This window comes from Janthinobacterium sp. YR213 (assembly GCF_900099875.1).
Lineage (GTDB): Bacteria > Pseudomonadota > Gammaproteobacteria > Burkholderiales > Burkholderiaceae_D > Janthinobacterium > Janthinobacterium lividum.
Window position 1 is genome coordinate 135,885 of record NZ_FNDA01000009.1, and the last position, 14,166, is coordinate 150,050.

Sequence of the window (14,166 nt, forward strand, 5' to 3'; positions counted from 1 at the left end):
CTAGCCCAGGCGCCCGTGATTCCTGAAGAAAAACCGTACAGTGCCGCGCGTGCCAGCCCTGTAAACTTGCCTGGCAGGCAAAAAAACAGCCCCGGGATGATGAACCGGGGCTGGAAAGGAGACTGCTACAAATGGTTACGTGGGTTTACTTTGAAAAATGGGCCTCGATCTCTTCCAGGGTCTTGCCCTTCGTTTCAGGCAGCAAAAACGCGGCCGCCAGGAAGTACAGCACCGTGCAGCCGGCGCCAAAGAAGAACAGCGTCGAGTAACCATGCAAGCCCACGGTGGGCAGGAAGATGGCGGCGATCACCGTCGAGACGAACTGGTTGACGAGCAGGGCGATGCTCATGCCGTTCGAGCGGATGCGGGTCGGCATCAGCTCGGACAGGGCCAGCCATACGCATACGCCAGGGCCGACGGCAAAGCTGGAAACGAACACGCAGATGGCAATGGCCACCAGCCAGCCGTGCGTGGACGATGGTACGGGGCCCAGGCTGGCCTTCTCGATGCGCAGCGGCGCTTCGCGTCCGGCGGCCGGGTCGGCGAAGGGGTTCAGGTGCAGCTTGCGGAAGAACACGCCGATCACGCTGTCGGCCTGCACGGCGTCTTCGCGGGCGATGGCCACCTGGCGCAGCACGGGATCGTCGCTGCGCAGGCTTTTCACGTTGGTGAACGGGCCGTAGGCGTAGGCGATGGTCAGCTGTTGCGGCGTGCCGTCGGCCGCCGCGCCCAGCGCCGTCAAGGTGGCCGCATCGAGGTGCAAGGACAGGCTGTCCGCTTGCACTTGCGCCGCGATGGCGGGGCGCACGTCGGCCAGGTGCGCTTCGGCGCCGCGGAACAGCAGGCCGGCCGCCAGCAGCGAGACGACGATGCCGCCCGTGCCCAGCATCAGCAGGAATTTGCGGCCCTTGCGGTCCACCAGCAGCACGGCCACCACCGTCATCACGGCGTTCAGTACTTTCAATAACACGTCCGCCATATTGGCCGAGGCGCCCGACAGGCCCGCCTGGTTCAGAATATTGACGACATAGGCGAGGATGGAATTGATGCCCGTCGCCTGCGTGCAGGCGAGGATCAGGCAGGCCAGCAGGAAGGGCAGCACGTAGCGGCGGCTCAGCAGCGGATCCCTGGCCTTGCCGCTTGCCTTGGCCGTATTCTCCGGCGTGTCCTGCATCTCGCGCAGTTCGATGTCGGCGGCGGCTGGCAATCGCGTGCGCAGCAGCGACTGGCGCGCCTGCTCGATGCGGCCCCGTTGCGCCAGCCAGCGCGGCGATTCGGCCAGCAGCAGGGCGCCGATGGTAAATACGAGGCCCGGCGTCAGGCAGACCCAGAAGATGCTGCGCCAGGCGTGGTCCTTGGCCGTGAAGATGGCGGCGATGCGGCCCGCTTCCGGCAAGGCTTGCGCCGCCTGCGTGGCCGTTTCCACCGTCTGCGCTTGCAGCAGGCCGATCAGGGCGGCGGCCACCAGGCCGATGGTCAACAGCAGCTGGAACAGGGCGGCACCGCGCCCGCGCTGTTGCGCGGGCAGGCATTCTGCCAGGTACAGGGGCACGACGACGCCGATCAAGCCGCCGCTGATGCCTTGCAGCAGGCGGCCCAGCAACAGCGGCGTGTAGCCGTCGGCCAGGGCGATCAGCGGGATGCTGGCGCTGAACAGGGCGCCGGCCAGGAACATCACCCAGCGCCGGCCCAGGATATCGGCCAGGGCGCCGGCGAACAGCGATGACAGGACGGAGCCCAGCAGCACGGCGGCGACGATAAAGCTCAGCTGCTGGGCCGTCAGTTTCCAGGCCACCGAGGCCGTCGATTCCAGGTAGGGCAGGGCACCGGCGATGATGCCGATGTCTATGCCGTACAGCAATCCCCCCATGCCGGCAATAAATAGCAGGTAGCGCATGGCCCACACGGGGGCCTTGTGTGACGTGTCGTGCATGAAAACTCCGGGACGGGGTTGAGGTTGGGGGGCTGGGTCTAGAGACTGAATCTAGCGGGTGGAAAGATCGATGGCCGCGCCTTCGACGAAGACGGACACTGGCTGCAAGTTGGCATCGAGGACGACGATATCGGCCCAGGCGCCGGGCGCCAGGCGGCCCCGTTCGGATTCGCCCAGGTAGTCTGCCGGGTACAGCGACAAGCGGTTCGAGGCGTCGGCCAGGTCCAGGCCCAGGTCGACGAAATTGCGCAGGGCCTGGTCCATGGTCAGCACGCTGCCGGCCAGCGAGCCCGTTGCCAGGCGCACGCAGCCCAGGCATTTGTAGACGCGCTGCGTGCCCAGGCCGTATTCGCCATCGGGCATGCCGGTGGCCGAGGTGGCGTCCGTCACGCCGTACAGGCGCGGGATGGCGCGCAGGGCCGCGCGCAGGGCGCCCTTGGCCACGTGCTGCAGGTCGGGGATGATTTCCGCGTATTCCGCATGCGCCAGCGCCGCGCCCACCATGCCGGGGTCGTAATGCGTCATGCCTGTCATGCCGTTGTACAGGTGCGTAAAGCCGGAGACGCCGGCCTGCAACGCCGCCACGCCTTCGTCATACGTGCCGGCGCTGTGGCCGATCTGCACGCGGATGCCCATCGCCGCCAGTTGCGGGATCAGTTCCAGGTGGCCGGGGATTTCCGGCGCCATGGTCAAGACCTTGATGGGGGCGATGGCGTGAAAGCGCTGCACCAGCGCCAGGCTGGCCTGCACCACGTCGGGCGGCTGCGCGCCCAGGCGGTGCAGGTTCAGGAACGGGCCCTCCAGGTGCACGCCCAGCATGCGCGCGCCGTTGGCCGGGCGCTCGGCGATCACGCCGGCCAGGCCTTGCAGGGCGCGCAGGATCGATGGTTCCTTGGCTGTCAGAGTCGTGCCCAGGAGGGCCGTGGTGCCGTGGCGCGCATGCACCTGCGCCACGGTGGCGCCGGCGTCGCCGCCCTCCATGATGTCGACGCCGGCCGCGCCATGCACGTGCAGGTCGATGAAGCCGGGCAGGATGGTCAGCGCGCTGTCGGCGGCAGGGTCTTCTTGTATCTGGACGATGCGCTGGTCAAAAGTGATGGTGCCCGTGATCCAGCCAGATGGGGTAAGGATTCTGCCGCTCAGCATGTGTTATTCCGCTATAAAAAGTTCGATGCCCAGCTTTTGCAGCCCTTCGCGGTACTCCTGGCTGATGCTGGCATCGGTGATGACGGTATCGACCCGGTCCAGCTGCACGATGCGGTGCAGGCTGACGCGGCCGAACTTGGAGGCGTCCGTGAGGACGATGATTTTCTTGGCCCGTTCCACCATCTTGTGGTTCAGGCTTGCTTCCGCTTCGTGGTGGGTGGTCACGCCAAATTGCAGGTCGAAGCCGTCCACGCCCAGGAACAGCTTGTCGAAGCTGTATGCCTGCAGGCAGGTTTCCGCCTGGCTGCCCTGGATCGACAGCGACTGCTTGCGCAGCAGGCCGCCGGTCAGGATCAGGTCCACGCCGGGCGCGTCGGCCAGTTCCCACGCGATGTTCAGGCCATTCGTCGCTACCGTCACGCCCGTCGCATCGCGCAGATGGCGCGCCAGCGAAATGGTGGTGGTGCCCGAGTCGATGATGATGTTGTCGCCCGGTTCCACCAGCCGCGCCGCATAGGCGCCGATGCGCTCCTTCTGCTCGTGGTTGATGGCATCCTTCTGGCGTATCGTGTGCTCGGGCGGCGGCGTGCGCGTCAGGGTCGCGCCGCCGTGGCTGCGCGTGGCCATGCCTTGCGCTTCCAGCGCATTCAAGTCGCTGCGGATGGTGACCGCGGACACGCCGAGCTTTTCCACCAGATCGGTCACCTGCACCGAGCCCTGCTGGGCAAGCATTTGGAGGATGGATTCACGGCGTTGGCTGGTATTTCGCATGGTGGCGGGCTCAGTAAAAAATGAAAAATACCGAGCTTAACAGATTGCCGCTTCGGCAATGACGGCCACTGCCGCATTGCGGTTGCAGGCGCGCGCATATTGCGCCAGCAAGCTGCCGATCTTGTGCTCGATCAGGGCTGGCGCCTGCGCTGGCAAACTGCCCTGCACCACGGCCAGGTACTGTTCCGGCAAATGCTGGCTCAGCAGCGGCAGCGGAATGGCCACGGTGTCCAGATTGGCCAGCAGCTTGCCGACGGCGGCCGCCACTTCCGGCTCGCCCCAGTAGTAGCGGCAACGGTCGCTCAAGCCGTAGCGGCGCATCAATCGCTGTTCTTCCGGCGTGCCCAGGTAATGCTTGATCCAGTTCTTCGGCTTGGCCACCATCACATCGTCGAGCACCTGCATCAGCTGCGAGGTGGCGTGCGCCGGCAGCAGTTCTTCCTCGATCTGGCTCAGGGCGAACAGCGCCTCGCGCAGGGCGAAGGTGGCGGCAGGGCCCACTTTCAGGATGGCGAAATGGTCGCGCACCATGGCGTGCAGGGCGGACTCGCGCTGGTAGTCGGTGGAATGGGCTTCGAACACGAGGCCAGGCTGCTCGGCGACAAAGGCCGACAGCTCGGTGGCGGCCTCCGCGTCGTAATGCTGGATGCTGCTCTGGTCGAAATCGACGCCCGGCTGCACCACCATGGCGATGACCCGGCGCCAGGCGCCATGCAGGTCGTTCTCGAGAAACGCGCGGCGATGCACGTCGAGGGTGCGGCGCGCCGCTTGCGGGCTGGTGACGGCTCCGGCCTGCGCCAGCGACGCTTCGCCGCCGGGAATCGGCACTTCCGTGCCGATCACGTAGACGGGCGGCGCGAAACCGGCGGCGGCCGCCGCTTCCTCGGCGACGATGCACAGGCGCGCCGAACGGGCGGCCACGGTTTCATCGTCGAGCTGCAAGGGGTCATCAATGCAGCGCATGCTGCAATCGAGGTGGATCTTGTGGAAACCGGCCGACGCATACGCGGCGATCAGGGTTTCGGCGTGATTCATCGCGGTGGCCGCATCGAGGTGCTGCCAGGCGTTCGGACCCAGATGGTCGCCGCCCAGCACGAGGCGGCTGGCGGGAAAGTCCTGTTCGCGGGCCAGTGCCAGCATGGTGTCGCGGAAAACGGCCGGCGTCATGCCCGTGTAGCCGCCGAACTGGTCGACCTGGTTCGACGTCGCCTCGACCAGCAGCACGGTGTCGTACTCGCTGGCCACGCGCATGGCGGCGCGCAGCACGCTCGGGTGGCTGCAGCAGACGGCGTACAGCCCCACGCGCTCGCCGCGGCGGTGCGCCTTGATCACTTGCTGGATCGGGGACAAGGTAAAAGTCGGGTTTTCCGCTTGCTTCATCATGTTGACGCCTTTGTATGTTGTCGTATCAAAAGGGCCGCGCCGCGCGCGCCGCCGGCATCGCCAAAGCGGGGCGGCAAGATAGGCGGCACGTGCACGCCGGGGAACAGGTGGCGTTTCACCGCTGCCGGCAGCTTGTCGTACAGGTGCGGCAGCTTGGACAAGCCGCCGCCGAGCACGATGACGTGCGGGTCATAGGCCAGCACCAGGCCGGCCAGCGCGTGGCCGAGCACATCGAGGTGCACGGCCACCGTGCGCTGGGCCACGGCATCGCCCATGTTGGCGCGCGCCACGATGGCCAAAGGCTCCGCGCCGTCGCCGCCAAAGTGCGCGTGGATTTTGCGCATGGCGGGGCCGGAGACATAGCGCTCCAGGCAGCCCGCCTTGCCACATGGGCAGGGGTAATCGGCCAAGCCATGCTGCGCCAGCAGGGTGGCTGGCAGGCTCCAGTGGCCCCATTCGCCGGCCACGCCGTTAAAGCCGCGCAGCAGCTGGCCGCCCACGCAATAGCCGCCGCCAGCACCCGTGCCGAGGATGGCGCCGAACATGCTGGCGGCATTGTCGGCCGCGCCGCCTTGCGCTTCCGACAGGGCGAAGCACTGGCAATCGTTGCCGATGGCGACAGGACGTTTCAAGGCCTGCTGCAGGGTTTGCGCCACCAGGCGGCCGTTCAGGGCCGGCACGTTGGAGCTCAGTTGCCGGCCGCTGGCGCTGTCGATCACGCCGGGCAGGCCGATGCCGACAGGCGCCGTCGTGCCCAGGGCGGCGTCGCCGCGCGCCACCAGGTCGACGATGGCTTGCACGAAGGCGGCAAAATCGTCGCCCGGCGTGGCCACCCGTTCGCGGAACACTTCCGTCAGCGCGCCGTCGCGGTCGGCAAAGGCGACCAGCTCCATCTTGCTGCCGCCGATGTCGATGCCGTGATAGCCGGCTGTGTGATTAGAATTGGTCATGGCCATAGATGGTGACGCCCTGCACGACACGGTTGACGATGCCGCCGGCGAATGGATTGTCGGGGCGCAGTTGCAGCAGCGCGGACTGGTGCAGCGCATATTGCTGCGCCATCAGCAGCCACAGCGGAGCCAGCCAGGCGTCGGGCCAGGCCGGCGCATCGGCTGACAGGTCGCCGCCGATGCCCACCGTCAGGCACGTCTGCGCCACGCTGTCGCGCTGCAGTTCTTTCAATAGATCGTCTTCGTACTGGCGCGCCAGCGGCTTGCTGCTGCGCAGCAGGATCACCAGCGACTCCGTGGTGACGGCCGATTTCGGGCCGTGGCGGAAACCGAGCGGCGTATTCGCCATCGCCATCACGCGGCCACCCGTCAATTCCAGTATCTTCAATGCCGCTTCCTTGGCCAGCGCTTCCAGCGGGCCGCTGCCCAGGTAGACCACGCGCTGCACGGATGTTGATCCCAGGTCCGCCACGGGGGCCGACCAGTCGCGCAAGGCTTGCTCGCCCAGCTGCGCCAGGGTCTCCAGGCGGTTCAGATCAGTGTCCTTGCCCAGTACCGACAGGGCTGCCAGCAGCATGCTGCTAAAGCTGCTGGTCATGGCGAAGCCGCGATCGCAGCTGCCTTCCGGCATCAGCAGGTTATACGTATTGCTGTCGTTCGCGCCCTGGCGCGCCAGCTTGCCGTCCGCGTTGCAGGTGATGTTCAGGAAGCGCGCGCCGGGTACGACCTGGCGCAGCAGTTCCACTGCCGCCAGGCTTTCCGGGCTGTCGCCGCTGCGGGCAAACGAGACGAGCAGGGTGGGGGCGTGCGCTTCCAGATACAGCTCATGGTGCGTCAGCAAAGTCGTGGTGGCGATGGCGCGGATCTGCGCAGGCCATGCCGCATTCAGGGTATCGACGACGATTTCGCCCACATAGGCCGAGCTGCCGGCGCCCGTCAGGATGACGCGTTGCTGCGGATTGGACAGCGCGTCGCCGAGGAAGGCGGCCAGGGCCGCTTGTTCATTGCCCAAAATAGTGGCCAGCGCGCGCCAGATGGCTGGCTGGTGCGCGATTTCCTCGGCCGTGTGCAGGCCGCCGATGTCGCGCCAGGTTTGAATGTCACGCTGAAGAAGGGTAGTCATGAGAGGTCAGTAAAGTGTTTGTTGGAGAAAGCATAAATACTAAATTTCGAAAAGTCAAATACGAAAGTAAAACGAAAGTAAATAGTTGTGCGCCTTGCGAAATAATGTCGTTTTAAAGGCCGTGAAACATGCTGCGGTGCAGCGCAAAAGCATGTGGCAGCGCGGCCTGTCGCTGAAATGCGACGATAACGAAAGATTGCGCTGTGGAATTTGAGTGAAACGTAAGATAAATTGGCTTATTTTAGGCATTTTATTAATAAATTGGCGCCATAACTTTCTTTTGGTTGACGATATTTATTTTTCTTCTTAAAGTAATTTCATTGAATCACTTCTGAAAGCCAGCAGATGAACCCTCTCCCGCTTCCCCGCCGCGTCCTTGCCGCCTGTGTCCTCGCCGCCCTTGCCACCCTGGCTGCCCCCGGCCTGCATGCCGCGGCCATCGGCAATCTGCAGTCGCTCTCCGCCGTGCGCGCGGCCGATGTGGCCAAGGGCGAGGCAGTGGGCTGGGATGTGCGCAGCGATACGGGCATGCAGTTGCGTGTCAGCTTGCCGCAGGCGGACGTGCTGCGCATCCAGGCGGGCGGCAAGGGCGGCTTGACAGGGCCGGGCGACAAGGCCGCGCCCATCGTCGTTGGCCAGCCTGCCGCGCAGGTGGCGTACCGGATCAATGAACAGCCCGACCACATCCTGATCAGCACTGATGCCTTGAGCCTGCGCATCGACCGCAAACCGTTGCGCTTTACCCTGTTGCGCAAGGGCGACGCGGTGCCCCTGTGGCGCGAGGTGCAGCCGCTGTCGCTCGACGACAAACAGGGCGTGCAAGTGTTATCGAGCCTGCCGGGCGAGCGGTACTTTGGCGGCGGCCAGCAGAATGGCCGCTTCGAATTCAAGGGCAGGCAGGTGCCCGTGTCGTATTCGGGCGGCTGGGAAGAGGGCGACCGGCCGAATCCCGCGCCATTCTTGATGAGTTCACGGGGCTGGGGCATGCTGCGCAATACCTGGGCCGACGGCAATTACGACTTGCGCGACCAGGAACAGATCTCGCTGCAGCACGCGGAAGGCCGCTTCGATGCGTATTTCTTTGTCGGCAAGGATCTGCGCGACGTCGTCGCCCGCTACACGGACTTGACGGGCCGCGCGCGCATGCTGCCCCGCTGGGCGCTGGAATACGGCGACGCCGATTGCTACAACGATGGCGACAACGTGAAAAAGCCCGGCTCCGTGCCGAAGGGCTGGACGGACGGCCCCACGGGCAAGACGCCGGACGTGGTGGAAAGCGTGGCGCGCCAGTACCGCGAACACGACATGCCGGGCGGCTGGATCCTGCCCAACGACGGTTATGGCTGCGGCTACACGAACTTGCCGGAAACGGTGAAGGGCCTGGCAGGCTATGGCTTCCGCACGGGCCTGTGGACGGAAAACGGCGTCGACAAGATTGCCTGGGAAGTGGGCCAGGCGGGCAGCCGCGTGCAAAAGCTCGACGTGGCGTGGACGGGCAAGGGTTACCAGTTCGCCATGGATGCGAACAAGTCGGCGTATGACGGCATCCTGAACAACTCCGACAGCCGCCCCTTCCTGTGGACGGTGATGGGCTGGGCCGGCATCCAGCGCTACGCCGTGGCATGGACGGGCGACCAGAGCGCCAGCTGGGATTACATCCGCTGGCACATCCCGACCCTGATCGGTTCGGGCCTGTCCGGCCAGGCGTATGCGTCCGGCGACGTGGACGCCATCTTTGGCGGCAGCCCGGAAACCTATCTGCGCGACTTGCAGTGGAAAAGTTTTACGCCCGTCCTGATGGGCATGTCCGGCTGGGCCGCGGCCGAGCGCAAGCATCCGTGGTGGTTCGAGCAGCCGTACCGCGACATCAACCGCCGCTATCTGAAGCTCAAGATGCGTTTGACGCCGTATATGTATACCCTCGTGCGCGAAGCCGAACAATCGGGCGCGCCGCTGGTGCGCGGCCTGATGTGGGATTACCCGCAAGACCCGGCCGCCTACACGGAAGCGTATAAATATCAGTTCCTGCTGGGCCGCGACGTGCTGGTGGCGCCTGTCTACCGCAGCCAGGCCGTCAGCGGCGGCTGGCGCAAGGGCATCCACCTGCCGCAGGGTACCTGGTATGACTACTGGGATGGCCGCCAGGCCACGGCGGACGCGCAAGGGCGCGACCTGGACATGCAGGTCACGCTGGACAAGCTGCCCGTGTTCGTGCGCGCCGGCGCCATCCTGCCCATGTATCCGGAAATGCTGTACGACGGCCAGAAGCCGAAGGACCAGCTCACGCTCGATGTGTATCCGCATGGCGATTCCGACTACACCCTGTATGAAGACGACGGCAACACGCGCCAGTACCAGGGCGGCGCCTTCAGCCAGCAAGTCATCCGCATGCGCCAGGCGGGCGCCGACGTGCAGGTCGACATCGGCGCCGTCGATGGCAAGTACCAGGGCCAGGAAGGGCGCCGCGGCTATGCGCTGCGCATGCTGGCCGGCCAGGCCCCGGCCGCCGTGCGCGCCGGCGAACGGCTGATCGCGGCATTCGCCGACCGTGCCGCCTACGACAAGGCGGCAGAAGGCTGGTTCTTCGATGTGGCCGATCGAAAAGGCACCCTGCACGTGAAAGTGGCGGCGCAGGACATCCGCCAACCTTTGATGCTGCAAGTCGCCGGCGCGCTGGCCGTGGCGCGAGCCGACGCCGACTTCCCGGCCGCCCCCGTGCCGGGCCGCGCCTTGCCGGCCGACGCCATGCAGGTGGTGGCGCGTCCTGCGGAAGAAAGCGGCTACCCGCTGGAAAACGCCTTCGATGGCAAGCCGGAGACGTGGTTCCGCACCGTGCGCAGCCCGTCCGTGAAAAGCGGTCCGCACGAATGGGTGCTCGGCTTTACGGAGCGGCGCCTGGTGGACGGCATCGAACTGGCGCCGCGCAACGACCAGCACTGGAAGCATGGCCAGGTGCGCGACTATGAAATCTACATTGGCGACAACAACGGCGAGTGGGGCGCTCCGCTGGCACGCGGCACCCTGAAACTGCAAGAGGGGACGCAGACCATCAGCTTCCCCGCCACGGCCGGGCGCTTGCTGCGCTTCCGCGTGATGAGCACGCAAAATCCGGAAGGCGATGGCGCGGCGTCCCTGGACCCGATGGTGACGGCGGCGCAAGGCGCGCCGGTGGCGCGCGCGTTCGATGCGGCGCTGGCGACCGACGTGGCGCCCGTCACCTTGTCCGAATTCCGCGTGCTCGAACACCGCGTGGCCGAAGGCGCGGAGGTGCAGCGCTATCTGTCGGACCTGGCGCTGCCGAAGAGTATCGCGAAAGACCGGCCAGCCGGCAAGGCGGCCGAGATGCGCATGAACGGGCTGTGGTTCCGCAAGGGCCTCGGCGTGGGACCTGTCAGCCGCATTGACTTGCAGCTGGCGGGCAACTGGAATCTGCTGCGTGCCGACCTGGGCGTGGACGATAGCTGCCGCAGCGCGGGCGGCTTGCAATTCCAGGTCTGGAGCGGTGAGCGGCTGCTGTACGACAGCGGCCTGGTCACGGCTCCCGGGGTGGTCAAACCCGAAATCGACGTGCGCGGCCTGAGCCAGCTCAGTTTGCGCACCCTGGGCGCGCGCGGCGCCCGAGCGGCCCAGGTCTGCGGCAACTGGGCCAATGCCGTGCTGACCGGCACGGAAGGCGCGACGGTCAAGCCGCGCTAGGCACTCAATCATTTCACTAAAAACGAGCCCCTCTTCGGACCGGGGAGGGGCTCTTGCAGCCTGACGAAAACAAATCACTTATAAAAAGGGAGATGGGAATGCACTTGAAAAAACTGATGGCCGCCATGGCGGCGGTAGGATTGGGCTCAACTGCGCTGGCATCAACGGCGCTGGCAGCGGAGGAGGAGAAACTGGCGCGCGTCGAAGTGACGGGTTCCAGCCTGAAGCGCATCAACGCGGAAACGGCGTCGCCGGTACAGGTGATCAACGCCAAACAGATCGAAAACATGGGCGCGCTCACCTTGCTACAAGTGCTGGACAACTTGCCCGCGGCCCGTCCGGCGCAGCAGGACTTCCGCTCGATGTTCACGGGTTCCGATGGCGGCTCGCAAGCGAACTTGCGCGGCCTCGGTGCGCAGGGCACCCTGGTGCTGCTGAATGGCCGCCGCCTGTCGTTCTATGGCGCGCCGGCCGGTTTCCAGACCATGTTCGTCAATATTGACGCCATTCCCGCCGCCGCCATCGAGCGCATGGAGATTTTGACGGACGGTGCATCGGCCGTATATGGCTCCGATGCCGTGGCCGGCGTCATCAACGTGATCACCAAGAAGTCGTATCAAGGCCTGGAAGCGCGCGCCAATGGCGAATTTTCGCCCAGCGTGAAAGCCTATGGCGAGCGCCAGGCCAGCGTGCTGTATGGGCTGGGCGACCTGGCCAGTGACGGCTACAACATCTACGGTTCCGTGAACGTCTACCAGCGCGACCGCATCGCGCTGGCCGATACCTGGCGCAAGCGTCCCGCGTATTTTTATGCGAACAATCCCAATTTCATCCCGAACATGCGCGTGGGCGTGGGCAGCGAACCGGGCACGATGAATCCCGGGACCTTTTTTGTCTTCGACAAGGCGAAGAACAATGCGCGCACCCAGCGCGCCGTCAATGGCTGCAACAACAGCATCACCGAAGCGTCGGGCACGCGCTGCGTGTGGAATGCGCTGCCCAACCAGCTTGATACGGGGCCTACCTCGGAGCGCGCCACGGCTTACCTGAGCGGCCGGCTGAAACTCGGCGGCGACATGGAAGCGTTCGCGGAAGGCGCCTTCACCCACATCAAGATGCGCGGCGAGAATGGTCCGTCCAGCTTCAATAGCGGCAGCACGAATAACTGGTTCGCGCGCAATACGGGCAATACCCTGAATACCTTCGCCACGCCTTTCCTGAGCCCGAACAACGTCTACCTGAAAGGCAAGCTCGATGCCGATATGGTGGCGAAGATGGGCGGCGCGGCCGGCTTGAATTACCTGCTGCAGGATGCGACGGGCCACTTCGGGCAGAAGAATGTCGATGAAAACTACCGCGCGCTCGTCGGCCTGCGCGGCAGCATCGGCGGCGGCTGGGATTTTGAAACGGCGCTCAGCGTGGCGGGCAGCCATTCGACCCTGTTCCAGACGGCGAACATCAACATCAAGGGATTCGAGCAGGCGTTCGGCCCGTTCAAGAAGGATCCCGTCAGCGGCCGCACCTATATCTCCGACAATCCCGCCTACAAGTTCGGCGAAATCAGCGAGGCCAATGCGGCGCTGGTGCGCGCGGCCTACCCGACCTTCGCCATCGAATCGTGGACCAAGCTGATGACGTGGGATGCCAAGCTGGAAGGCACCCTGTTCAAGCTGGGCGAGCGCGAAGTGCGCGCCGCCGTGGGCACCAACATCATGCGCGAGAGCTTCCTCACGCCCGGCAACGCGGATGCGGCGAATGGCTTGATTACGCAGCAGGGCGGTTCCTGGTTCGATGGCCGGCGCACCATCGCGGCCGTGTTTGGCGAAGTGGTGGTGCCGCTCAGCGATACCCTGGAAGTCAACGCGGCCGCGCGCCTGGACAAATACCCGCACTTCGCCGCCAACCTCGCGCCCAAGCTGGGCGTGATCTGGCGCGCGCGGCCCGAGCTGATGCTGCGCGGGACGTATTCGGAAGGCTTCCGCGCACCCAACCTGGCCGAATCGGGAACGGGCGGCGTCTTTGCGCAGGTGGGAGGCATCCGCGACACCGTGCGCTGCGACGAAACGAATGCCATGGCGCGCGCCCTGATGAAGTCCGCGGTGGCGACGGATGCGGACCTGGGCAAGAGTTTGCTCAATTCGAACTGCTCCACGACGGTGGGCGGCCTGACGCCGCCGAATCAGAATCTGCGTCCGGAAAAGGCGAAGATATCGACCGTGGGCCTGGTGCTGCAGCCGGCCAAGGACGTGAGCATCTCCATCGATTACTGGTTCATCAACCGCCGCGACGAAATCGTGCGCCAGGACTTCAACGAGCTGTTTACGGAACTGGTGGCCAAGTACGGCCCGACCCTGGCCGGCACGCCCAGCGCCATCCGCAACGACCTGACGGATACGGACCGGGGCAACGTCGCGGCCGTGGCGGCCATGTGCGCCAATCCCGCCAATGCGGGCGTGTGCGCGGGCGGCGTGCCCGGCTACTCGGTGGGCAACCTGGGCGGCTTGATCAACTCGTATTCGAACCGTGGCCGTACCCTGATGGATGGCGTGGACATCGATGCGCGCACGCGCTTTGCGCTCGGCGACTGGGGCAAGCTGAGCACTGGCATCGCGGCCACCATCCGCAAGCGCGACACCCATGACAGCGAAGACGGCAGCGACATCAAGGGCAACACCGTCGGCTACTACGATTCGCCGCGCTACCGCGCTACCGTCAACGCCGACTGGAGCTACCGCAACTTCGTCAGCAGCGTCTTTATCAACTATTCGGGCAAGACGCGCTGGGCGTATGGTCCCTGGGACAAGGACAACACGCCGGAAAACTGCACTGCCGCCTCGGTGGCCTTGCCGGCCGGCCAGTGCAAGGGCGCGCCGTCATACACCACGGTGAACCTGGCCTTAAGCTGGAAGCCGCTGAAGAACCTGGACGTGGGCCTGAACGTGAAAAACGCGTTCAACAAGCAGCCGTACTACGACCCGAACGGCTGGGAAGGCTACAACCATAGCCAGGACCTGTTCGGCCGCCAGTTCGCCCTGTCGGCCAGCTACAAGTTCTTTTAGAGCGTGACGATGCCCCGGTCCGTCAGCCGGCATGGTGCGGGCCGGGGTATTGCCATGAAAAAGAAAATACAATACTCCAATATGAACAATACGAAAGATAAACGT

8 protein-coding genes are annotated in these 14,166 nt (G+C 65.2%); 2 read left to right on the plus strand and 6 right to left on the minus strand.

Annotation, left to right across the window (positions count from 1 at the left end):
• Window positions 1-145: 145 nt before the first annotated feature.
• Genes BLT98_RS28040 through BLT98_RS28065 form a run of 6 tightly spaced genes read right to left on the minus strand, consistent with a single transcriptional unit; the run spans window position 146 to window position 7,306 of the window.
• A complete protein-coding gene (locus tag BLT98_RS28040) occupies window positions 146-1,933 on the minus strand; it encodes an MFS transporter (protein WP_092613607.1) in 1,788 nt (595 codons plus the stop codon).
• A 51-nt stretch (window positions 1,934-1,984) separates the two neighbouring features.
• Complete coding sequence (locus BLT98_RS28045) at window positions 1,985-3,079, minus strand: N-acetylglucosamine-6-phosphate deacetylase (protein WP_092613609.1); 1,095 nt, start codon at window positions 3,077-3,079, stop codon at window positions 1,985-1,987.
• A 3-nt stretch (window positions 3,080-3,082) separates the two neighbouring features.
• Complete coding sequence (locus tag BLT98_RS28050) at window positions 3,083-3,850, minus strand: DeoR family transcriptional regulator (protein ID WP_034781637.1); 768 nt, start codon at window positions 3,848-3,850, stop codon at window positions 3,083-3,085.
• Window positions 3,851-3,886: 36 nt separating this feature from the next.
• Window positions 3,887-5,230 (minus strand): D-tagatose-bisphosphate aldolase, class II, non-catalytic subunit, encoded by a 1,344-nt coding sequence (locus BLT98_RS28055; RefSeq protein ID WP_211615149.1) that lies wholly within the window; start codon window positions 5,228-5,230, stop codon window positions 3,887-3,889.
• Window positions 5,230-6,183 (minus strand): ROK family protein, encoded by a 954-nt coding sequence (locus BLT98_RS28060; RefSeq protein WP_034781636.1) that lies wholly within the window; start codon window positions 6,181-6,183, stop codon window positions 5,230-5,232. Before BLT98_RS28060 ends, BLT98_RS28055 begins: the two co-directional genes overlap by 1 nt.
• Window positions 6,170-7,306, minus strand: a complete 1,137-nt coding sequence (locus BLT98_RS28065) for an AgaS family sugar isomerase (protein WP_092613611.1) — start codon at window positions 7,304-7,306, stop codon at window positions 6,170-6,172. Before BLT98_RS28065 ends, BLT98_RS28060 begins: the two co-directional genes overlap by 14 nt.
• A 345-nt stretch (window positions 7,307-7,651) precedes the next feature.
• Between BLT98_RS28065 and BLT98_RS28070 the strand changes: the two genes are divergently transcribed.
• Window positions 7,652-11,002, plus strand: coding sequence for a TIM-barrel domain-containing protein (locus BLT98_RS28070; protein ID WP_244517761.1), 3,351 nt, complete (start codon window positions 7,652-7,654; stop codon window positions 11,000-11,002).
• Between the two features lie 98 nt (window positions 11,003-11,100).
• Window positions 11,101-14,061, plus strand: coding sequence for a TonB-dependent receptor plug domain-containing protein (locus tag BLT98_RS28075; RefSeq protein WP_092613613.1), 2,961 nt, complete (start codon window positions 11,101-11,103; stop codon window positions 14,059-14,061).
• The last annotated feature ends 105 nt before the right edge of the window (window positions 14,062-14,166 follow it).

Coding starts and splice junctions, on each gene's coding strand:
- BLT98_RS28040 (WP_092613607.1), bottom strand. CDS start 1,933: ATGCACGACACGTCACACAAGGCCCCCGTGTGGGCCATGCGCTACCTG.
- BLT98_RS28045 (WP_092613609.1), bottom strand. CDS start 3,079: ATGCTGAGCGGCAGAATCCTTACCCCATCTGGCTGGATCACGGGCACC.
- BLT98_RS28050 (WP_034781637.1), bottom strand. CDS start 3,850: ATGCGAAATACCAGCCAACGCCGTGAATCCATCCTCCAAATGCTTGCC.
- BLT98_RS28055 (WP_211615149.1), bottom strand. CDS start 5,230: ATGAAGCAAGCGGAAAACCCGACTTTTACCTTGTCCCCGATCCAGCAA.
- BLT98_RS28060 (WP_034781636.1), bottom strand. CDS start 6,183: ATGACCAATTCTAATCACACAGCCGGCTATCACGGCATCGACATCGGC.
- BLT98_RS28065 (WP_092613611.1), bottom strand. CDS start 7,306: ATGACTACCCTTCTTCAGCGTGACATTCAAACCTGGCGCGACATCGGC.
- BLT98_RS28070 (WP_244517761.1), top strand. CDS start 7,652: ATGAACCCTCTCCCGCTTCCCCGCCGCGTCCTTGCCGCCTGTGTCCTC.
- BLT98_RS28075 (WP_092613613.1), top strand. CDS start 11,101: ATGCACTTGAAAAAACTGATGGCCGCCATGGCGGCGGTAGGATTGGGC.